Below are 19444 nucleotides of genomic sequence, written 5' to 3' on the forward strand. Positions count from 1 at the left end.
AAATGCTTATCGGGCGATCAACACACGTCCCGGTAGGGCGTCCCGGTCAGATAGCGGGCCCATTCCTGCCTGGTCAGGGTCCGTCCGGCCCGCGCGCACACCTGCCGCGCCACGAGTTCCCCGTCCACGGGCATCCCGAACAGCTCCCCGCTCTGGTCGGCGACGTACAGGCGCGTGCCGTCGGCGCTGAACGCCAAGGTCAGGCCGAGGTCGGAGAGCAGCGGGACGGCCCCGCCCAGCCGCCGCCCGGCGCGCACGTCCCACAACTGCACGGTCCCGCCCTCGCTCACCGTGGCGAGGACGTCCCCCCGGGGGGAGAAGGCCAGCGCGTCGATCTGCTCCATCGTCCCGTGCAGCGCCGGCGGCACCGGGGACGGACCCGTGGCGTCCCAGAGGAAGATCCGGCCCGTGATGCCGCCCACGGCGATCTTGTCGCCGGCGGGGCTGACCGCGAAGGATTGCGAGGGCATGAACGCGCTTCCCCGCTGCCGCCCGGTGGCCGCGTCCAGGATCCGCCCGTCGCCGCAGACGATCGTCCGCCCGCCGGCCCCGAAGGCGATGTGACCGGTCTGCCGGTCGAGCGGGACGTCCCTGACCAGGCGGCCGCTGCGCGCGTCCCACTCGAGCAGGCGGTCTCCCCGGGTCCTGGAGCCGTTGCCCGCCCGCGTGAGCGTGGCCGCGAAGATCGCGCCGTCCGGGCTGAACGCGTGGCCGTCCACCATGAGGCCGCGCGGCACCCGGTAGTCCCACAGCGGTCTGCGCCCGGCGACGTCCCAGGCGCGCAGCCGGTCGAGGGTGACGTCGCTGATCACCATGGTCCGGCCGGTACGGTCGAAGACCGGGTCTCCCCAGTCGGCCGTTCCCGGCAGCGACCCGGCCGGTCTCCGGCGGGATACGTCCCACAGCAGCAGGGGGCCGGACTCCTCCGGTTCCGTCGCCATCCAGCGGCCGTCGGGGCTCAGCGACGCGCGGAAGAACCGGCCCGGCGGGCGGACCGACTCGGCCCGCGGCCGGATGTCCACGCTGACCACGGCCTCCTCCAGGAGGTAGCGCAGGGTGTGCCCGTCGGGGTCGAGGCGGACGTCCGCCACGTCGTCCTCGGCACGGTAGCCGAACACCTGCCGGTGGTCGCGCACCCGCCAGACCCTGATGGACCGGTCGGCGAACCCCGCCAGGTAGCGCCCGTCGGCGCTGAACCTCAGGCCGGCGTCGATGGCGTTGGCGGGCTCGTTGGCCCCGCTCTCGGCCCAGGGCCAGTCGTCCCCCTCCTCGGTGACCCGCCGCCCCGTCGCGGCCGAGACGAGGGTGATCTGCCGGCCCCCGCAGGCCATCAGCGCGCCGTCCCGGCTGAAGGCGACGGCCCCCAGCTTCCCCGGGCAGGCTTCCCGGAATCTCGGATCGCGGTCCTGCCCGGGCATCCGCCGCACGTCCAGCCTGCCGGTCAGCGGGTCCAGCAGCGCGGCGACCCGTCCCGAGCGCGGCACGGCCGGCAAGTCGCCGGGCCAGCCGCTCTCCGCCGCCCTACCGTACGTCCGGCCGTACGTCCGGCCCTTCGCGAAGTCCCAGACGAAGCCGTTCAGGTCCTCGAGCACGACGACCTTCGACTCGTCGTCCGCGAACTCGATCTCCCCCTCGGACCGCGCGCCGGGAACGGCGAGACGGGCGCGAACCCTGCCGGTCCCCAGATCCCACACCATCGCCCTGGCCGTGGTGATCATCGCGACGGACCGGCCGCTCGGGCTGAGCGCCACGCCGAGCAGAGGCTCCGAGCGCGGGCCGGGCAGCGGGATCCGCCGCATCAGACGCCGGTTCCGCACGTCGTACAGGCTGATCTCGTCGTCCGAGACCGCGACGACCGTACGCCCGTCCCGGCTCAGCGCCCGCAGCCCGCCGCCCGGCGGGCGGAAGGCGGCGACCTCCGGCTGCTCGTACGCGGCCATCAGGCTCGACCGGGCCTCGGAGCCGCCGTCGAGGCGCCAGGCGGCGACGCTCAGCAGCATGGCGGCGGTGGGGTCGGTGGTCCGCAGCGTCCCGGCGCGCAGCGCCGCCTCCCGGCCGTTGGCCCGGTCGCGCTGGGCGGAAATCTGGTCGCGCTGCAGCGCGATCCGGCTGCCCTGGTAGGCCGCCAGGCCACCGCCCGCGAGGGACAGCGCGAGCAGCACGGCCAGGGCGGTCGTGAGCAGGCGGCGGCCGCGGGCTCGCCGGCGGGTCAGCGCGGCCGACGCGTCGAGGAACTCGCGTTCCAGCGCGTTCAGGGCGAGACGCCGGCGGCCGGTCGCCGCCCAGCCCACGGCCGCGTCCAGGCGGCCGCCCTGCAGGAGGTCGGCGGGACGGCGGCCGGCCGCGTCCCACTGCCGGGCCCGCAGGCGGATCTCCGCGTGCACCGGCAGACCGTCCCACTCGTCGGTGAGCCAGGCCCGCAACCTGGGCCAGGCACTGAGCAGCGCCGGGCGGGCGAGGCCCACCTCACCGTCCTTGCGCGACAGCACATAGGCGAACATCCGGAGCACCTCGCCCGATCCGGGCGGCAACTCGTCCTCGGCCGCCCTGCGAGTGGCGAGGTCGCCCTCCGGGCCCACCGCGACCAGCCGGAGGAAGATCTGCGGCACGAGGTCGCGCTCCGCGGGGCCGAGCGCGTCGTACGCGTCCTCCGCGAGCGCGCCCAGGCCGGGGTCGGGATCACCCTCCGCGTGCACCGCCCGCGCCGCCCGGCTGCCCTCCGTGAGCAGCCGCGCCGTGTCCACCCGGGAACCCCCGCTGATCAGCGCCATCAGCAGGTCGCGGGCGGACGGGCGGGCTGCCGGTTCCTTGACGAGGGCCGCGCCGACCAGCGGCCGGAGCGGCTCGGACAGCACGGACAGGTCGGGATCGACCGACAGCACCCGGTGCATCACCCCGCCCAGGCTCTCCGCCCGGAACGGGTCCTCCCCCGTGGCGGCGAACAGCACGATCCCGCCCCAGGCGAACACGTCGGCGGCGGGGCCCGCGCGCTGCCCGGTGAACACCTCCGGCGCCATGTACGTCGGCGTTCCGGCCACCAGGCCGGTGCTGGTCAGCGACATCTCCAGGGTCCTGGCGACGCCGAAGTCGATCATGCGGGGGCCGTCCGGGCCGAGCAGCACGTTGTCGGGTTTGAGGTCACGGTGGACGACGCCGGCGTCGTGGATGGCGGTCAGCGCCGTGGCGATCGCGGTCGCCAGCCGGTGCAGGCCGTCCCCGGCGAAGACCTGACCCTCCTGCACGGCCCGGCGCAGGCTCCGCCCCTCGACGTACTCGCTGACGATGTACGGCCTGGGCCCGTCGAGCTCGGCGGCGATGACGGGCGCGGTGCAGAACGACGCCACCCGCCGGGCCGCCGCGGCCTCACGGCCGAACCGCTCCCTGAGCTCCGGATCCGCCGCGGCGTCGCCGTGCAGCACCTTGACCGCCACCCGGCGGCCGTGGCCGTCGTACGCCTCGTACACCACACCCTGGCCGCCGGAGCCGAGCCGCCCCGACAACCAGTAGTCACCCAGCCGCTCCGGATCCTCGGGCAGCAGCGTCCCCGCCATCGCTCACCTCTCGCCGGGATTGGACGCGGGCGGGGACGTTCAGGTTCTGCGCCGGTTCTCAGCGATTTTGGTTCCCAGCGGGCTTTGGGTTCTCAGCGAGCACGGGGCCGGCCCGACCGCCAGTGGCGCCCGGTGTGGTCCGCCCCCGGCCGGGGACGGGGGGACACGACCCGCCGCCGGTGGTGCCGGGCGGGCAGCGCGGGTGCGGGCAGGTCGTGGCGGCCGGAGACGAACTCCTGCACCGCGATCTTCGCCCGGATGACCGGGCGGCGCCAGCGCTCCTCCCGGTGGATCGCCTTGGCCATCAGGCGCGGCCGGGGCCGCCTCGCCCGCTCCGAGTAGCACCAGCGGGCCCAGGGCGAGCCGGGACGCGCCACCCGCACCGCCCCCACGTACAGCAGCGGCGGCACGAACAGTCCCAGCAGGCCGCTCCAGATCTTCCCCTTGAGCAGGGTGATCATGGCGAAGACGAGGTTGACGAAGAGGAACGCGGGAGCCGTCCAGCGGCCGCCGCCGTCCGCGCCGTTCCAGGTGAGCGGGCGCAGCCCGAGCAGCAGCAGGCCGGTGGCGGCGATCGCCACGAAGACCGCGTCCACGGAGGTGCGGCCCTCCTCCTGCCAGTAGACGTCGCGCAGGTGCAGGATCAGGGCGAACTCGTCGAGCACGAGGGCGGCGCCCACACCGAACACGGCGGAGGAGAAGGAGTACCAGCCCGTGGACACATCCGACAGGACCAGCCCGGCGACCCCGCCGAGCAGTGTGAGCACCACGCCGAACACCACGTGGTGGATGTGCATCTCGCCCACGCTGACGTTGCCGAGCCACCGCACCCGCGCCCTGATCAGCCGTACGTTCACCCGCGTGAAGACGAACGCCGTGATCAGCGCGACGAAGAAGCAGAACAGCGGCAGGCGGTGCGCCTCGATGATGCGTTCGTGAAACCAGTCGGCCATCAAGCCATCCCCCGACCTCCGATGCTAGTGCCGTGACCGCCAAGATTTGCCCGTCGACGATTGGCGGGAGGGGCACCGGGCGCGAGGGGAGCGGTCAGGCGAGAAAGCCGCGCAGCAGGGCCGCCGTGCCCTCCAGGTGCTCGGCCACCGCGCGTTCGGCCACCTCGGGATCGCCGTCGAGGATCGCGGCGGCGATGGCGGCGTGCTGCACGGCCGCGTGCTCGATGTTGGGCCGCAGCACGGGGATCGCGTTGAGCAGGTCGGTGACGCGCAGCCGGGCGTCGGCGCAGGCGGCGGCCAGCAGCGGCGAGCCGCTCAGCTCCGCGATCGCGAGGTGGAACGCGATGTCCATCCGGCGGTAGTCGGCCGGCGCCGCGTCGTTCACCCCGGCCAGCCGGGCGGCCAGCGTCTCCCGCTGCCGCGGGGTCAGATCGGTGGTCGCGAGCACCCGGGCCGCCCCGCACTCGACGGCCATCCGGAACGTCAGCGCGTCCTCGAGATCGTCTTCGCCCATGCGCGTGACGGCCCTGCGCAGGTCGCCCTTGCGCGGGCTGGGCGGCCGGTAGACGACGAAGGCCCCGCCGTACCGGCCGCGCCGTACGTCGAGGTAGCCGGCCTCCTGCAGGGCGCGGATCGCCTCGCGCAGCGTGACCCTGCTGATGCCGAGCCGGGTGGCGAGCTCGCGCTCCGGCGGCAGCTTCTCGCCGTGCGGGACGACGCCGAGCTTGATGGCCTGGAGGAGGCGCTCGACGGTCTCCTCGAACGCGTTGCCCGCCCGCACCGGCCGCAGCAGCGACACCACGCCGGTGATCCCCACGGCCGCGTCCCGAGACGCGGGCGCGGCCGGAGTCCGGGGGCCGGAGACGGACGCCTCCGCCGGCGTGATCTCCATGCGCATCGTCCCTCCACCCGTCACCGCGGACCCCCGTCCCTTTGATCGAGGTTAAACCCCTTCGACATTGTTGACGACGAGGGGAACATGATGCTTGCATGCCCTCAATGGTCTGATTCCAGACTTTTGGACGGGAGGCACCGTGCTCAGCGTGGAGCGACTCCGCGATGACGTCGAAGCGGGCCGCGTGGACACGGTCCTGCTCGCGGTCACCGACATGCAGGGGCGGTTGCAGGGCAAGCGGCTGTCGGCGCGGTACTTCCTGGAGGAGGTGCTGGACCACGCCGCCGAGGGCTGCAACTACCTGCTCGCGGTGGACGTCGACATGAACACCGTGGACGGCTACGCCATGTCGTCCTGGGAGCGCGGCTACGGCGACTTCGTCATGCGGCCGGACCTGTCGACGCTGCGCCGGGTGCCCTGGCACGAGGGCACCGTGCTGCTGCTGGCCGACCTGGTGTGGGAGGAGGGCGCGGACGTCGTGGCCTCTCCCCGGCAGATCCTGCGCCGCCAGCTCGCCCGGCTCGCCGAACGCGGCTGGACCGCGTACGTCGGCACCGAGCTGGAGTTCGTCGTCTACGACGACAGCTACGAGCAGGCCTGGCAGCGCGGCTACCGCGACCTGACCCCGGCCAACCTCTACAACGTCGACTACTCGCTGCTCGGCACCTCCCGCATCGAGCCGCTGCTGCGGAGGATCAGGCTCGGCATGGAGGGCGCCGGGCTGTACGTCGAGTCCGCCAAGGGCGAGTGCAACCTCGGCCAGCACGAGATCGCCTTCCGGTACGCCGACGCGCTGACCACCTGCGACAACCACGTGTTCTACAAGAACGGCGCCAAGGAGATCGCCGCCCAGGAGGGCCGGTCGATCACGTTCATGGCCAAGCCGAACCAGCGCGAGGGCAACTCCTGCCATATCCACATCTCGCTGCGCGACGCCGACGGCACCCCCGTGATGGCGGGCGGCGAGCCGTACGGGCTGTCGGAGACCGGGCGCCGCTTCGTGGCCGGGCAGCTCGCGGCGATGCGGGAGCTGACCCTGCTCTACGCGCCCAACGTCAACTCCTACAAGCGGTTCGTGCCCGGCAGCTTCGCCCCCACCGCCGTGAAATGGGGCGTGGACAACCGCACCTGCTCGCTGCGGCTGGTCGGCCACGGCCCCTCCCTGCGGATCGAGAACCGGGTGCCGGGCGGCGACGTCAACCCGTACCTCGCGGTCGCGGCCATGATCGCGGCGGGGCTGCGCGGCATCGACGCCGGGCTGGAGCTGGAGGAGCCGTTCGGCGGGAACGCGTACGACTCCGGGGCCGAGCGGGTGCCCGCCACGCTCCGCGACGCCCTGGCGCTGTGGGAGGGCTCGCCGATCGCCGAGGAGGCGTTCGGCAAGGACGTGGTCGAGCACTACGCCAACAACGCGAGGGTCGAGCTGGCCGCCTTCGACGCGGCGGTCACCGACTGGGAGCTCTATCGGGGGTTCGAACGGCTGTGAAGATAGTCAATCCGGCGACCGAGGAAGCGATCGCCGAGGTCGAGATGGCGGACGCCGCCGAGGTGGACCGCGCGGTCGAGCGGGCCGCCCGGGCCTTCCCCGCCTGGCGGGCGGTCGCCCCGGGCGAGCGGGCCCGGCTGCTGCGCCGCTTCGCGCAGGTCGTGGAGGACCACGCGGAGGAGCTGGCGCGGCTGGAGATCGCCAACGCCGGGCACACCGCCGGCAACGCCCGCTGGGAGGCGGGCAACGTCCGCGACGTGCTGAACTTCTACGCGGGCGCGCCCGAGCGCGACCACGGCAGGCAGATCCCGGTGCCGGGCGGGGTGGACGTCACGTTCGCCGAGCCGCTGGGCGTGGTCGGGATCATCGTGCCGTGGAACTTCCCGATGGTCATCATGACCTGGGGAGTCGCCCCGGCCCTCGCCGCCGGCAACACGGTGATCGTGAAGCCCGCCGAGTGGACCCCGCTGACCGCGCTGCGGCTGGCCGAGCTCGCCCTGGAGGCCGGGCTGCCCGAGGGCGTGCTCCAGGTCGTCCCCGGCGAGGGTGAGGTCGCCGGCGCCCGGCTCGTCGAGCACCCCGACGTACGGAAGATCGTGTTCACCGGCTCGACCGAGGTCGGGAAACTGATCGGCGCCAAGGCGGCCGAGCAGGTCAAGCGGGTGACGCTGGAGCTGGGCGGCAAGAGCGCCAACATCGTCTTCGCCGACTCCGACCTCGACAAGGCCGCGGCCTCGGCGCCCATGGCGGTCTTCGACAACTCCGGCCAGGACTGCTGCGCCCGCTCGCGCATCCTGGTGGAGCGTTCCGTCTACGACGACTTCCTCGTGCGGCTGTCGCAGGCCGTCCGCGAGGTCAAGGTCGGCGACCCGAACGACCCGGCGAGCCAGATGGGCCCGCTGGTCAGCGCCGAGCACCGGGAGCGCGTCGCCTCGTTCGTCACCGCGTCGGACGTGTACGCCGCCGGGTCGTGCCCAGCCGGCCCCGGCTACTGGTTCCCGCCCACGGTGCTGGCCGGGTCGTCCTCGGAGTCCTTCCGCCGGGCGTTCACCGAGGAGATCTTCGGGCCCGTGGTGTCCGTCGTGCCGTTCGAGGACGAGGCCGACGCCGTGCGGATCGCCAACGACACGGCGTACGGCCTGTCGGGGTCGATCTGGACCCGCGACGTGGGCCGGGCGCTGCGCGTGGCGCGGGCCGTCGAGGCGGGCAACCTGTCGGTCAACTCGCACTCCAGCGTCCGCTATTGGACCCCGTTCGGCGGCTTCAAGCAGTCGGGCCTCGGCCGGGAGCTCGGCCCGGACGCCCTGTCGGCCTTCACCGAGACCAAGAACGTCTTCATCTCCACGGAGTAGATCAATGCAGCGTTTGCAGGACCGCGTCGCCGTCATCACCGGGGCGGGCAGCGGCATCGGGCTGGCCACCGCCCACCGGTTCGCCCAGGAGGGCGCCAAGGTCGTGGTGGCCGACCTCGACGAGGAGGCCGGCGCGAAGGCGGCCGGGGAGGTCGGCGGCCTGTTCGTCAAGGTGGACGTGGCGAACGAGGACGACGTGGCCCGGATGTACCGGACCGCGTTCGAGGAGTTCGGCAGCGTCGACATCGCGTTCAACAACGCGGGCATCTCGCCGCCGGACGACGACTCCATCCTGGAGACCGGCATCGACGCCTGGCGCCGGGTGCAGGAGGTCAACCTCACCAGCGTCTACCTGTGCTGCAAGCACGTGATCCCGTACATGCAGCGGCAGGGCAAGGGCTCGATCATCAACACCGCGTCGTTCGTCGCGGTCATGGGCTCGGCCACCTCGCAGATCTCCTACACCGCCTCGAAGGGCGGCGTGCTCGCGATGAGCCGCGAGCTGGGCGTCCAGTTCGCCCGCGAGGGCATCCGGGTCAACGCGCTGTGCCCCGGACCTGTGGACACCCCGCTGCTGCGTGAGCTGTTCGCCAAGGACCCCGAGCGCGCCCAGCGCCGTCTCGTCCACGTGCCGATCGGCCGGTTCGCCCGGGCCGAGGAGATCGCCGCGGCGGTCGCGTTCCTCGCCTCCGACGACTCGTCGTTCATCACCGCCTCGGAGTTCCTGGTCGACGGCGGCATCTCCGGCGCGTACGTCACCCCGCTGTAGCATCCCGGGACCTTCAGCGTCCCGGTGCCGGTCCGGCCCGCACCGGCGGGCCGGGCCGGTGTGTCAACTGTCGTGAGGAAGGCGAGCACCTTGTCGCGTCCCGTGATCGGCGTCACCTGTTACGTGGAGCCGGCGAAGTTCACCGTGTGGGACATGCCCACGGCGCTGCTGCCGTACATGTACGTCGATCACATCGCGCGCGCGGGCGGCCAGCCGGTCATCCTGCCGCCCGCCGGGGAGCCCGCGGCGCTGGTGGAGCGGCTGGACGCGCTGATCATCGCGGGCGGGGGCGACATCGACCCCGCCCGGTACGGCTCTGCCCCCGCCCCACAGACCGGCTACGTCCGGAAATTTCGGGACGAGGCCGAGTTTGGGCTGATGAACGCGGCGTTGGCGGCCGGCCTGCCGTTCCTCGGCATCTGCCGGGGGTTGCAGGTGCTCAACGTCACCCTGGGCGGAACCCTCATCCAGCACCTGCCCGACGCGGTCGGCCACACCGCCCACTCCCCCGCCCCCGGGACGTTCGGCCGCCTCCCCGTACGGCTCTCGCCCGCGTTGGCCAAGATCTACGACGACGAGGACCTGACGCCCGCCCACTACCACCACCAGGCGATCGACCGCCTGGCGGACGGGCTGGAGGTCACCGCCCGCTCGGACGACGGCACGATCGAGGCCGTCGAGGTCACCGGCGCGCCGTTCGCCCTGGCCGTCCAGTGGCACCCCGAAGCCGACGAGGACGGCCCGCTCTTCCACGCCATGGTCGCCGCCGCCCGCCGTTTCGCGGCGGCCCGCTGAGCGGCCATCGCCCGCGGACCGCTCAGCCTGCGCCGGGACGTCCGGCGGATCAGCGCGGCAGGGCCGGAAGCGGGGGCGGGGGCGTCATGCCGAGAGCCTCGGCGATCGTCGCCATGATGTGGGCCGCCTCCTCGGCGGCGAGCGCCGTCAGCGCGGCCGGGTCGCGATCGGCGAAGTAGGACCGGTCCCTCTCGAACCTGGCCTTGGCGATCTCCCTGCCTCGCCCGACGCGTTCGCGGTTCCTGTCCGCGTTGACGGTGACGCCGACCTCGATCCTCCGCAGCCCGGCCTGTCTCCACCAGGCGCGCCATTCGGCGGAGTCGTTCAGAACCCGGTCCAGGGCGTGCGCGGCCTTCATGTACGCACCCGGGGCGCTCTTCCAGGCCGATCCCCTGTAGGTGTCGTACCAGCGGCCACCGTCCGGGAGGCCGGACAGCAGTGGGTCGAAGTCGCCGGCCCAGTCCAGCCCCACGACGTCCCACAGGACGGTCGCGACGACATCGACGAGCAGTTCCGCCTGCCCCGCGTCCCACTCCTCGTCCTCGACAGCCGACGGATCGGCGAGCACGGCCCCGTACCGCTCACGCCCCGCGGCGACCACCGCGTACAGCAGGTTCTCGTACGCGTCACCGACGAGCGGGATCGGCGGGCGGCCCTCGTCGCCGACGTCGGGAACCGGACGCCCCTCAAGAGGGAGTCCGGTGAGCGCACGCACCTTTCCGGCGAGATGCCCGCAGAAGGCCTCCACCTCCTCCGCGCCCAGCGACGACAGGCGTTCACCCAGCAGATCGGCGCCGTCTTCGTCGATCACCCCGCCGAGCGTGCCGATCAGCTCCCAGAAATCCTCGTCCGTCATAAGCCGTACCTCCCGGGCCGGCGCCGCACCGCGCCGATCATCGCGTTATCGGCGTCACACTCTCACATCGCCGGCATGCACAGTCGGCGCGAGCTTGATCTGTAACCGATTTCATTTGGGTTATCGGCGTATCGGCGGGCACGGGGCCGGGCATTGCGGCCCGCGGAGCGACGTTTATGTGCTCCGGAGCGGCGGACATAGAAACGACACAATTTTGACTCAAGCCGCCGGAGAGAGATATGGTCAAATGGCGATCAAAGCCGCGTCGTCGGCGCGTTCACGCTGCTTTCGTGCGAGGGGGACCGTGTTATACGCCGTGCTCGGACCGTTCCTGGCCATGAAACCCTCAGGGGACGTCATCGCCGGGCTCGCCCCGAGGCACCGGCAACTCCTGGCGCTGTTCCTGCTCAATCCGAATATCGCGGTTCACCGGGACACGCTCATCGATCTGTTGTGGAATCGCCGTCCCACTAAATCGGCGCCGCGGAATCTTACCACCTACATCGCACAGGTGCGGCGGCGGCTCTCGCCACGCGACCCCGGCCTTTCTCCGCTGCACACCGTGGAGGGCGGGTACCTTCTTTCCGTCCCACCCGGATCCGTGGATGCTGCAGTATTCAACCATTTCGCGGCACAGGGCAGAATCGCTCGCGACAATGGCGATTACCACAATGCGGCGAGGATGTTCGAGAACGCGCTGAGCCTTTGGCGGGGCGACGCCCTGCTCGGGATGACGCACGTGGACGAGCTCTCCGCGTGGGCCGAACGGCTCGACGAGGACCGGCGCGCCGTGACCGAGGACCTCTTCGACGTACGGCTGGCGCTCGGGCACCATCACGAGATCGTCGGCGGCCTGGCCCAGTGGGCGAGGCGTCACCCGTTGCGCGAACGGCCGCACCGGCAGCTCATGCTGGCGCTGCACCGCTCGGGCCGCACTCACGACGCCTCGGCGTCCTACCAGCGACTGCGCCGGACCCTGGTCGACCGCCTCGGCACCGAGCCGTCCCCCGACACCCAGGCACTCCACCAGCGAATCCTCACCGGCGACGACCTGCCGTCCGCCCTGACGCGTCTCCGCGCGGGGCACCGTCCGCCACGCGGGTCCGATCACGGCATGTGACGGATTGCCTGCGAAAAGTGTCGTCGTACAGTGACAATATGGCTGTGCTGACGATCGAGCTTGATCCAACGACCGAGCAGATCCTGGCTCGGCTGACGGCCGATGGAAGATCGGCCACGGACGTGGTGCGGGAAGCCATCAGGCTCGCCGACCGCCTCCGCTGGCTGGAGCAGGCCCGCGCCGACGCTGAGAGGCTCGGCAAGGATCCGGACGACTTGGCCGAGGTCCGCGCCATCCGCCGCGAGCTTGGCCAGCCGGATGCGTGGTGACGTCTACCGGTTGCGCGCCCCTCGAAGCGCCGTCGGCCACGAGCAGCGTGGCGAGCGTTTCGCGGTGGTGTTGCAATCAGACGGTTTCGCTCTCTCCACCCTGGTCGTCGCCCCCACCTCAACCAGCGCGGGCCGTGCCGTCTTCCGGCCCGAGATCGAATTGGACGGCAAGACCACACGTGTACTCGTCGACCAGATCAGCGCCGTGGACGCCTCCCGGCTCGGCGACTTCGCGGGCCGCCTCGATCCCTACGAGATTCATGAGATCGACGTCGCCCTACGGGGATTCCTCGGGCTGTTTCACCGCGAGCGCGACGCGGAGCTCTGGTCGAACGCCTCGGTAGTCCAGGACGACCTCGTCGAAGGCCCCGATCGGGGAAATCGGGGCGATCCTGCCGGTTACGGGGATGGCGGTGAACCACTAGGCTTGCACCACACCGGTGACCCCGTGCGGGAGAGCGTCCTGGCATCCGGTCAGGGCCCCTGAAGGAGCAAGCCCTCCCCGCGAACCTCTCAAGGCAAAGGACCGCGCGGGCCAGGTGACCTCTGGAAAGAAGGCCGGAAGGCCTCGCCGAAGGTGAAAGTCCGGCAAAGATCGGACGAAGCTCTCAGGCGCCGATGACAGAGGGGGAGGATGCCCGATAGTCAACGCAGCATCCGTCCTTCCGAGGTGCGCATGTCCCGATCCACCCCGCTCCGCGGGGTCCACGAAAGTCTCGGCGCGACCCTGACCGACTTCGCGGGCTGGCAGATGCCCCTGCGCTACGGCAGCGAGTCCGCCGAGCACAACGCGGTGCGCACGGCCGCGGGGCTGTTCGACCTGTCCCACATGGGGGAGATCTTCGTCGTCGGCGCGCAGGCGGGCGAGGCGCTCGACCGCGCGCTCGTGGGGCACCTCAGCGTCCTCGCGCCCGGCCGCGCCCGCTACACGATGATCGTGAACGAGACCGGCGGCATCCTCGACGACCTCATCGTCTACCGCCTCGACGAGGACCAGTACATGGTCGTCGCCAACGCCTCCAACTACGCCCTCGTCGCCCGTGAGCTCGCCGACCGGGTCCGGGGATACGACGCGCGGGTGACCGACCGGTCGGACGAGTACGCGCTGGTCGCGGTGCAGGGCCCCCGCAGCGCCGAGATCCTGGCCGCGCTGACCGACGCCGACCTCGACGATCTGAAGTACTACGCCATCGTCCCCGGCGTCGTCGCGGGCACGCCCGCGCTGATCGCACGCACCGGATACACCGGCGAGGACGGCTTCGAGCTCTTCGTGCTGAACGAGCACGCCGTGCCTCTGTGGAACGCCCTCGCCGAGGCCGGCAAGGACGCCGGGCTCGTCCCCGCCGGGCTGTCGGCCCGCGACACCTTGCGCCTGGAAGCCGGCATGCCGTTGTACGGCAACGAGCTGAGCGCGGCGATCACGCCGTTCGACGCCGGCCTCGGCCGGGTCGTCCGCTTCGACAAGCCCGGAGACTTCGTGGGTAAGGCCGCCCTCGAGCGGGCGGCGGAGAACGGCACCAGGCGGCGCCTGGTCGGGCTGGTGGCGCGCGGCCGTCGCGTGCCCCGCCACGGCTACTCCGTCACCCGCGAGGGCGCCGTCGTCGGCGAGGTGACCAGCGGCGCCCCGTCGCAGTCCCTCGGCCGCCCGATCGCCATGGCCTACGTCGATGAGGGCGCCCTGGAGAAGGGTGGCCTGGCCGTGGACATCCGGGGCAGCCAAGAACCGGTCGACGTCGTCGATCTGCCTTTCTACAGGAGGAGCAAGTGAGCACCATTCCGGACGACCTGAGCTACACCAAGGAACACGAGTGGGTGGCCGGGCTTGAGGACGGCCTCACCGTGACGGTGGGCATCACGGCGTACGCGGCCGAGCAGCTCGGCGACGTGGTTTACGTGGAGGTGCACCCGGAGGTCGGCTCGACGGTCGCGGCCGGCGACGCGGTCGGCGAGGTGGAGTCCACCAAGTCCGTGAGCGACATCTTCGCCCCGGTCGGCGGCGAGATCGTCGAGATCAACGCCGCCGTCGTGGACAACCCCTCGCTGGTCAGCTCCGACCCGTACGGCGAGGGCTGGCTGTTCCGCGTGCGCGTGGAGGAGGAGCCGGAGGACCTGCTGTCGGCGGCGGAGTACACCGCGCTGACCTCCGGCGAGTCCTGACGGCCACCCGAGACGCGTGAGAGGCGACGGTCAATGGCGATCAGCGTCTTCGACCTGTTCAAGGTGGGGATCGGGCCGTCCAGCTCGCACACGGGCGGCCCGATGGCGGCGGCGCACAAGTTCGTGCGCGGGCTGCACCAGGACGGGCTGCTGGAGAAGGTCACCCGGGTCGAGGCCATCCTGTACGGCTCGCTCGGGCTGACCGGCAAGGGCCACGGCAGCGACAAGGCGGTCCTGCTGGGCCTGTCCGGCGACAAGCCCGAACTGGTCGACGTCGACACCGTCGACGAGCGGCTGGCCGCGATGCGGGCGAGCGGCACGGTCACGTTGTACGGCGTGCACGAGATCCCGTTCGTGGTCGGCGAGCACCTCGTGTTCGAGCGGAAGCTGTCGCTCCCCCACCACCCGAACGGCATGCGGTTCACGGCGTACGCCGACGACACGGTGCTGCGCGAGAAGGTGTACTACTCGGTCGGCGGCGGCTTCGTGGTGGACGAGAACGCCACCGGCGCCGACCGGATCAAGCCCGACGACACGGTGCTGCCGTACGCCTTCACGACCGCACACGAACTGCTCGCGCACTGCGCCGAGACCGGCCTGTCGATCTCCGGCGTGATGATGGAGAACGAGAAGGCCTTCGGCCGTACGGAGGAGGAGATCCGGGCCGGCCTGCTGCACCTGTGGGCGGTCATGGCCGAGTGCGTGCGGCGCGGCACCAGCCGCGAGGGCGTCCTGCCGGGCGGCCTCAAGGTGCGCCGCCGGGCCCACCATCTGTACCGGCGGCTGCAGAGCGAGGCCGACGGGACCGACCCGCTGCGGGCGATGGACTGGGTCACGCTGTTCGCGCTGGCCGTCAACGAGGAGAACGCGGCCGGCGGCCGGATCGTCACCGCGCCGACCAACGGCGCCGCCGGCATCGTCCCGGCCGTTCTGTCCTACTACATGCGTTTCCTTCCGGGCGCCGACGAGGACGGTGTCGTCCGTTTCCTGCTCACCGCGGGCGCGATCGGCGTGCTGTTCAAGGAGAACGCCTCCATCTCCGGCGCGGAGGTGGGCTGTCAGGGCGAGGTCGGCTCGGCCTGCTCGATGGCGGCGGCGGGCCTCACCGAGGCGCTCGGCGGCACGCCGGAGCAGGTCGAGAACGCCGCCGAGATCGGCATCGAGCACAACCTCGGCCTGACCTGCGACCCGATCGGCGGGCTCGTCCAGATCCCGTGCATCGAGCGCAACGCGGTCGCCTCGATCAAGGCGATCGCCGCCGCCCGCATCGCGCTGCGCGGCGACGGCCGCCACTTCGTGTCGCTGGACAAGGCGATCAAGACGATGCGCGACACCGGCAGGGACATGCTCGACAAATACAAGGAGACCTCGCGCGGCGGCCTCGCCGTCAACGTCATCGAGTGCTGACCTCGGCATGCGTGAGGAGTGGCGTCTCGAATGTGACCAATGTGCGGCTCACCAATATCGTGGTGACTTCCCGGCGACGAGGAGGGCCGTCACGTGAGGTGGCGCGAGGCGCTGCGCCCGCATCGGGCGTTCCTGGTGGTGCTGGCGGCGGGCGTCGCGCTGCGCGCGCTCGCCGTGCTCGGCTACCGGCCCGCACTGTGGTTCTGGGCCGACTCCTTCGCCTACCTCAGCTCGGCGCTCGACCTGCGGCCCCTGCCCTCGCGGCCGTCCGGCTACTCGCTGTTCCTGGCGGCGCTGAACCCGCTGGGGAGCATCACCGCCGTCGTGATCGTCCAGCACCTGCTCGGTCTCGGCATGGCCGTCTGCGTGTACGCGCTGCTGCGCCGCCGGACACGGCTGCCGGGCTGGGGCGCGACGCTGGCGGCGACGCCGGTGCTGCTCGACGTCCACCAGATCCAGCTCGAACACCTCGTCATGGCGGACCTGCTGTTCACCGCACTGGTCGTGGCCGCCGTGACGATCCTGCTGTGGCGGCCCAGGCCGGGGGCGTGGTCCGTCGTCGCGGCGCTGCTGCTGCTCGCCCTCGCCACGGTCACCCGCACCCTCGGGCTGCCCCTGATCGCGCTGGCGCTGCTGCCGGTGCTGTTCGCCGGACGCTGGCGGACCGCGCTCGCCGGGCTCGCCGCCGCGTCCGCCGTGCTCGGCGGGTACGCCGTCTGGTTCCACGACGCCCACGGGTCGTACGGGATGGGTGGCAGCAGCACGTGGCTGTGGTCACGCACGATGACCTTCGCCGACTGCTCGGTCATGAAGCCGCCGAAGGACCTGGCGGTGCTGTGCCCGTCGGAGCCCAGGCTCGCCGCGCCCGCCTACATCTGGGCCGCCGGCTCGCCCATCCAGCGGGTGAAGAAGGACAAGGACCGGCTGGCGAGCGAGTTCGCCTCGCTGGCGATCCGCAGCCAGCCCCTCGACTTCCTGACGACCGGGCTGCACGACGCCATGTGGGCGTTCGAATGGGACCGGAAGGTCTACCCCGCCCCGGGCACGCAGAGCGCGTACGTGTTCCCCGCCTCGGTGAAGCCGTTCACCTCCAAGGTGGCCTCCGGCGGCCGTGCGGCGAGCGAGCTGACCACCGCCTACCAGGGAAGCTCCGGGGACACGAAGGTGGTCGAGCCGTTCGCGGGGTTGCTGCGCGCCTACCAGGAGCAGGGTTTCCTGCGCGGGCCGCTGCTGGCGGCGGTCCTGCTGGCCGGGCTCGCCGGGCTGGTGGCCCGGCGCTGGACGGCGCTGCTGCCCTGGGCCGCGGCGGCGGTCCTGCTCCTGCTGCCGCCCCTGATCGCCGCCTTCGACCACCGCTACGTGGTGCCCGTCGTGCCGCTCGCCTGCCTGGCCGCCGGGCTCGCCCTCGGCACGGGTGCGACCCCCGCGCCCTGGCGCGCAGAGGGGAGATCAGGGGGCCGGTCAGCGGCGGCGGACGTGCAGGCGAACGACCGCAAGCGAATCGTCGCGGCCGACCGCGCGGCGAACGCGTGAGATCGCCGACTCGTCCAGCCGCCTGATCACCTGGCGCAGGTCGGCCGACTGCCGGAGCGACACCGACACCCGCAGCCTGCCGTCGCGCACGAGCCTGACCGAGATGCGGCCGATCCCGTCGATTCCCTTCAGCGCCACGCCGAGCATGGCGATGCCTGCGCCGGTACGGCTGCCGACACGGCCCCAGCCGAGCGCCATGAAGAGCCACCGGGTCGCGACCAGGGCGAGCACCATGGCCGCCCCGGCCAGCAGGGGCAGCGCCCACGGCTTCCCGTCGACCACGCTCGCGTCGGCCACGCTTTTGTCGATCAGGGCCGCGCCGGGCCGCCCGCGCGCGGCGGCCAGCAGGCCGAAGCCTCCCGCGACCAGCGCGAGCCCCACCAGCAAGAGCCCGACGCGGTTTCCCCAGCGCGGACGCACGTCAGCCCCCTCTCCTGCGCAGCCGTACGACCACCTCCTGGCGGGACAGGACGCCGAGGCCCGACAGCCGGTCGCCGACCGCCGCGCCGACCTCGCGCAGCAGGGCGCCGGTCGTGTCCGCGTCGGCCACCACGGCGACCTCGATCCGCCTGCGGAGGATGTGGACGTCGGCCCGCCGGACGTGCTCGACCTCGCGGGCCGAGGCGGCGAGCGTCCGGCGCAGACCGGCGCGGGTCAGGCCCATCGCGAGCAGCGGGTCCCGGCACTCCAGAGGCACGAGCCGGGGACGGCCCGGGACGAGCGCGAGCGCCACCAGTCCCGCTCCGCAGACGATCATGCCGACGGCGGCGACGGGGACGGCCGGGTCGGCCGGCGTGAAGTTCAGCAGCCGGGACGGCAGCCGCCAGGGCGGGGACACGCCGAGCATGGCGGCGACGACCACGGCGGCGAGCGCCCAGCCGAGCAGGGCGAGCACGGCGGCGACCACGACGGCGGCCGGGGTCCGGCCCGGCCGCAGGACGCGCACGGCGCCCCTGCCGCGCGTGTCGATTCCGGCGCCGCCGGCGCCGCCTTCGCCGCTGCCCGCGCCCTTGGCGCCTCTGCCGCTTGCGGCGCCTTTGGTGCCCGAGCCGCTGCCCGCGCCTTCGGCGTCTGATCCACTTCCGGCGCCCTTGGCGCTCCTCGCCGACGAACCCGCCAGGATTCCCTGCACGACGCTCATCAGCCGTTCACCCTTCCCGCTCACCGCGCCGGGTCCGCTCGGTAGTCACCTCACCATGGGTACACGGAGCGGTGACGGGACGGGCGGGTCACCCGCCGCCTTGCGCGATCATGACGGCTCCCCGGCGCAGATTTTGCCCGGGCACAGTTAACGTGAACAGCACTCATGTATTTCCGGGCGGTGCCGTACTAGGCTGCGCCCGTGACTCCTCCGCTCCCTGAAGGGAGCGGCTTCTCGCTAGGCCGCTTCCGCAGCGTCGCGAAGGGCAAGCCCTGCCCTGAGGATGTTGATGGCCGCGTTCACGTCGGCGTGCGCGGTGTGCCCGCACGCCGTACAGGCGAACGCGGCTTGGCTGAGGCGGTTGTCCTTCGCGCAGTGCCCGCAGCGGGCGCAGGTGCGGGAGGTGCCGGCGGGGTTCACGGCGATCACCTCGCGACCGGCGCTTTCAGCGACGAGCGAGGCCACGCCCATGTCGACACCGACCGCCGCACCGATAGAGGGAAGCGGCTGCGCGGGCACGTCATCGCACGACAGGACCACATACCAGCGGGCGCCTTCCCGTTTCACGCTGATGGTCTTCACCCGGCCCCGCACCGGGCGGTGCTGGTGCACCCGGACGTGGCCGATGCCCTGCAAACGGATGAACGTCGCCGTGGGGTGTTCGGGCTGGGCATCCCACCGGCAGCCGTCCCCGTCCTTGGGCCACTCCGCGGTGTCGAACCAGCCGCGTCCCTTGAACCTGGGGAACCCGGGCGTACGGCCCTCGCGGACCCGGGTGAAGAACGCGCGGAACGCCTTGTCCAACCGCCGCAAGGTGGCCTGCTGAGAGGAAAACGACCACCGGCCCTGACCCTCGGCGTCATCGGAGCGGATGTGCTTGAGATCGGCCGACTGGTCACCGTACCGAACCGTGACACCAGCCTTGCGGTAGGCGGTCCGCCGGTGCTCAAGGGCGGCGTTGTAAAGCTGCCGGTGGTCCTCAAGGCAGGCGGCGAGCGCGGCGGCCTGCCGCACCGGGGGAGGCGCGCACCAGACGAGTCACAGGATCACGATGAAAGCACCATCCATCCAACCCACCAATGAAAGGAACTCGCGATGACCCCGGAGAGAAAACCAGTCAGGGACGGCATTCCCCCGTCGCCTGAAGGCGACGGTCCCCT

17 protein-coding genes, 1 pseudogene and 2 riboswitches are annotated in these 19444 nt (G+C 72.0%); of the genes and pseudogenes, 11 read left to right on the forward strand and 7 right to left on the reverse strand.

Annotated elements, in window-relative coordinates:
• Window positions 1-17 precede the first annotated feature (17 nt).
• From IL992_RS29690 to IL992_RS29700, 3 genes are all read right to left on the reverse strand, one after another.
• A complete protein-coding gene (locus tag IL992_RS29690; protein WP_193206671.1) occupies window positions 18-3551 on the reverse strand; it encodes a serine/threonine-protein kinase in 3534 nt (1177 codons plus the stop codon).
• A 92-nt stretch (window positions 3552-3643) separates the two neighbouring features.
• Entirely contained in the window at window positions 3644-4504 is an 861-nt protein-coding gene (locus tag IL992_RS29695; RefSeq protein WP_226874020.1) for a hypothetical protein, read from the reverse strand.
• A gap of 94 nt (window positions 4505-4598) precedes the next feature.
• The gene (locus IL992_RS29700) at window positions 4599-5402 is read right to left on the reverse strand and encodes a FadR/GntR family transcriptional regulator (RefSeq protein WP_226874021.1); all 804 of its coding nucleotides are present in this window, start codon (window positions 5400-5402) and stop codon (window positions 4599-4601) included.
• 145 nt (window positions 5403-5547) lie between these two features.
• On the opposite strand from IL992_RS29700, the gene IL992_RS29705 reads away from it, so the two are divergent.
• The 4 genes from IL992_RS29705 (at window position 5548) to IL992_RS29720 (ending at window position 9801) form a co-directional block, all read left to right on the forward strand.
• A complete protein-coding gene (locus IL992_RS29705; RefSeq protein ID WP_319018915.1) occupies window positions 5548-6885 on the forward strand; it encodes a glutamine synthetase family protein in 1338 nt (445 codons plus the stop codon).
• Window positions 6852-8237 carry an aldehyde dehydrogenase family protein gene (locus tag IL992_RS29710; protein WP_226874043.1) on the forward strand — a complete coding sequence of 462 codons (1386 nt, stop codon included), beginning with the start codon at window positions 6852-6854 and terminating at the stop codon, window positions 8235-8237. The genes IL992_RS29705 and IL992_RS29710 overlap by 34 nt, the downstream gene beginning before the upstream one ends.
• 4 nt (window positions 8238-8241) lie before the next feature.
• Window positions 8242-9006, forward strand: a complete 765-nt coding sequence (locus tag IL992_RS29715; RefSeq protein ID WP_193206674.1) for a 3-oxoacyl-ACP reductase — start codon at window positions 8242-8244, stop codon at window positions 9004-9006.
• A 90-nt stretch (window positions 9007-9096) separates the two neighbouring features.
• On the forward strand, window positions 9097-9801 hold the full coding sequence (locus tag IL992_RS29720) for a gamma-glutamyl-gamma-aminobutyrate hydrolase family protein (protein WP_193206675.1): 705 nt from the start codon (window positions 9097-9099) through the stop codon (window positions 9799-9801).
• Window positions 9802-9850: 49 nt separating this feature from the next.
• Here IL992_RS29720 and IL992_RS29725 read toward each other — a convergent pair whose 3' ends face one another.
• Entirely contained in the window at window positions 9851-10657 is an 807-nt protein-coding gene (locus tag IL992_RS29725; protein WP_193206676.1) for a DUF4240 domain-containing protein, read from the reverse strand.
• 337 nt (window positions 10658-10994) lie between these two features.
• Here IL992_RS29725 and IL992_RS29730 point away from each other — a divergent pair, with 337 nt between their 5' ends.
• The 7 genes and pseudogenes from IL992_RS29730 (at window position 10995) to IL992_RS29760 (ending at window position 17143) form a co-directional block, all read left to right on the forward strand.
• Window positions 10995-11777 carry an AfsR/SARP family transcriptional regulator gene (locus tag IL992_RS29730; protein ID WP_226874044.1) on the forward strand — a complete coding sequence of 261 codons (783 nt, stop codon included), beginning with the start codon at window positions 10995-10997 and terminating at the stop codon, window positions 11775-11777.
• A 38-nt stretch (window positions 11778-11815) separates the two neighbouring features.
• Window positions 11816-12046, forward strand: a complete 231-nt coding sequence (locus IL992_RS29735) for a ribbon-helix-helix domain-containing protein (RefSeq protein ID WP_193206678.1) — start codon at window positions 11816-11818, stop codon at window positions 12044-12046.
• Window positions 12036-12272 (forward strand): annotated as a pseudogene (locus tag IL992_RS29740) (type II toxin-antitoxin system PemK/MazF family toxin); the annotation flags it as partial. The gene IL992_RS29735 and the pseudogene IL992_RS29740, both read left to right, overlap by 11 nt.
• Window positions 12273-12487: 215 nt before the next feature.
• Window positions 12488-12585, forward strand: a riboswitch (glycine riboswitch).
• A riboswitch (glycine riboswitch) is annotated at window positions 12586-12681 on the forward strand.
• A 41-nt stretch (window positions 12682-12722) separates the two neighbouring features.
• Window positions 12723-13814, forward strand: a complete 1092-nt coding sequence (gcvT, locus tag IL992_RS29745) for a glycine cleavage system aminomethyltransferase GcvT (RefSeq protein ID WP_193206679.1) — start codon at window positions 12723-12725, stop codon at window positions 13812-13814.
• A complete protein-coding gene (gene gcvH / locus IL992_RS29750; RefSeq protein WP_079315297.1) occupies window positions 13811-14203 on the forward strand; it encodes a glycine cleavage system protein GcvH in 393 nt (130 codons plus the stop codon). The genes gcvT and gcvH overlap by 4 nt, the downstream gene beginning before the upstream one ends.
• Window positions 14204-14236: 33 nt before the next feature.
• Window positions 14237-15610: an L-serine ammonia-lyase gene (locus IL992_RS29755; protein WP_193206680.1), complete on the forward strand. Its 1374-nt coding sequence runs from the start codon at window positions 14237-14239 to the stop codon at window positions 15608-15610.
• Between the two features lie 93 nt (window positions 15611-15703).
• Window positions 15704-17143 carry a hypothetical protein gene (locus IL992_RS29760; protein ID WP_193206681.1) on the forward strand — a complete coding sequence of 480 codons (1440 nt, stop codon included), beginning with the start codon at window positions 15704-15706 and terminating at the stop codon, window positions 17141-17143.
• Here the strand turns inward: IL992_RS29760 and IL992_RS29765 are convergent.
• The 3 genes from IL992_RS29765 to IL992_RS48560 all read right to left on the reverse strand — a co-directional run bounded on the left by IL992_RS29765 (window position 17072) and on the right by IL992_RS48560 (window position 19298).
• A complete protein-coding gene (locus IL992_RS29765; protein ID WP_193206682.1) occupies window positions 17072-17563 on the reverse strand; it encodes a hypothetical protein in 492 nt (163 codons plus the stop codon). The genes IL992_RS29760 and IL992_RS29765 overlap by 72 nt on opposite strands.
• Window position 17564: 1 nt before the next feature.
• A complete protein-coding gene (locus tag IL992_RS29770) occupies window positions 17565-18284 on the reverse strand; it encodes a DUF6286 domain-containing protein (RefSeq protein ID WP_193206683.1) in 720 nt (239 codons plus the stop codon).
• A gap of 237 nt (window positions 18285-18521) precedes the next feature.
• Window positions 18522-19298: an RNA-guided endonuclease InsQ/TnpB family protein gene (locus IL992_RS48560; RefSeq protein WP_193206684.1), complete on the reverse strand. Its 777-nt coding sequence runs from the start codon at window positions 19296-19298 to the stop codon at window positions 18522-18524.
• Window positions 19299-19444: the final 146 nt, after the last annotated feature.

It is taken from the genome of Microbispora sitophila, from assembly GCF_014892245.1.
In the GTDB taxonomy this organism is placed as follows: domain Bacteria; phylum Actinomycetota; class Actinomycetes; order Streptosporangiales; family Streptosporangiaceae; genus Microbispora; species Microbispora siamensis.

Bases quoted from the DNA above. Each gene is read 5' to 3' on its own strand.
- IL992_RS29730 (WP_226874044.1), top strand. From the start codon at position 10,995: ATGAAACCCTCAGGGGACGTCATCGCCGGGCTCGCCCCGAGGCACCGG.
- IL992_RS29755 (WP_193206680.1), top strand. From the start codon at position 14,237: ATGGCGATCAGCGTCTTCGACCTGTTCAAGGTGGGGATCGGGCCGTCC.
- IL992_RS29735 (WP_193206678.1), top strand. From the start codon at position 11,816: ATGGCTGTGCTGACGATCGAGCTTGATCCAACGACCGAGCAGATCCTG.
- IL992_RS29690 (WP_193206671.1), bottom strand. From the start codon at position 3,551: ATGGCGGGGACGCTGCTGCCCGAGGATCCGGAGCGGCTGGGTGACTAC.
- IL992_RS29695 (WP_226874020.1), bottom strand. From the start codon at position 4,504: ATGGCCGACTGGTTTCACGAACGCATCATCGAGGCGCACCGCCTGCCG.
- IL992_RS29770 (WP_193206683.1), bottom strand. From the start codon at position 18,284: ATGAGCGTCGTGCAGGGAATCCTGGCGGGTTCGTCGGCGAGGAGCGCC.
- IL992_RS29715 (WP_193206674.1), top strand. From the start codon at position 8,242: ATGCAGCGTTTGCAGGACCGCGTCGCCGTCATCACCGGGGCGGGCAGC.
- IL992_RS29700 (WP_226874021.1), bottom strand. From the start codon at position 5,402: ATGCGCATGGAGATCACGCCGGCGGAGGCGTCCGTCTCCGGCCCCCGG.
- IL992_RS29725 (WP_193206676.1), bottom strand. From the start codon at position 10,657: ATGACGGACGAGGATTTCTGGGAGCTGATCGGCACGCTCGGCGGGGTG.
- gcvT (WP_193206679.1), top strand. From the start codon at position 12,723: ATGTCCCGATCCACCCCGCTCCGCGGGGTCCACGAAAGTCTCGGCGCG.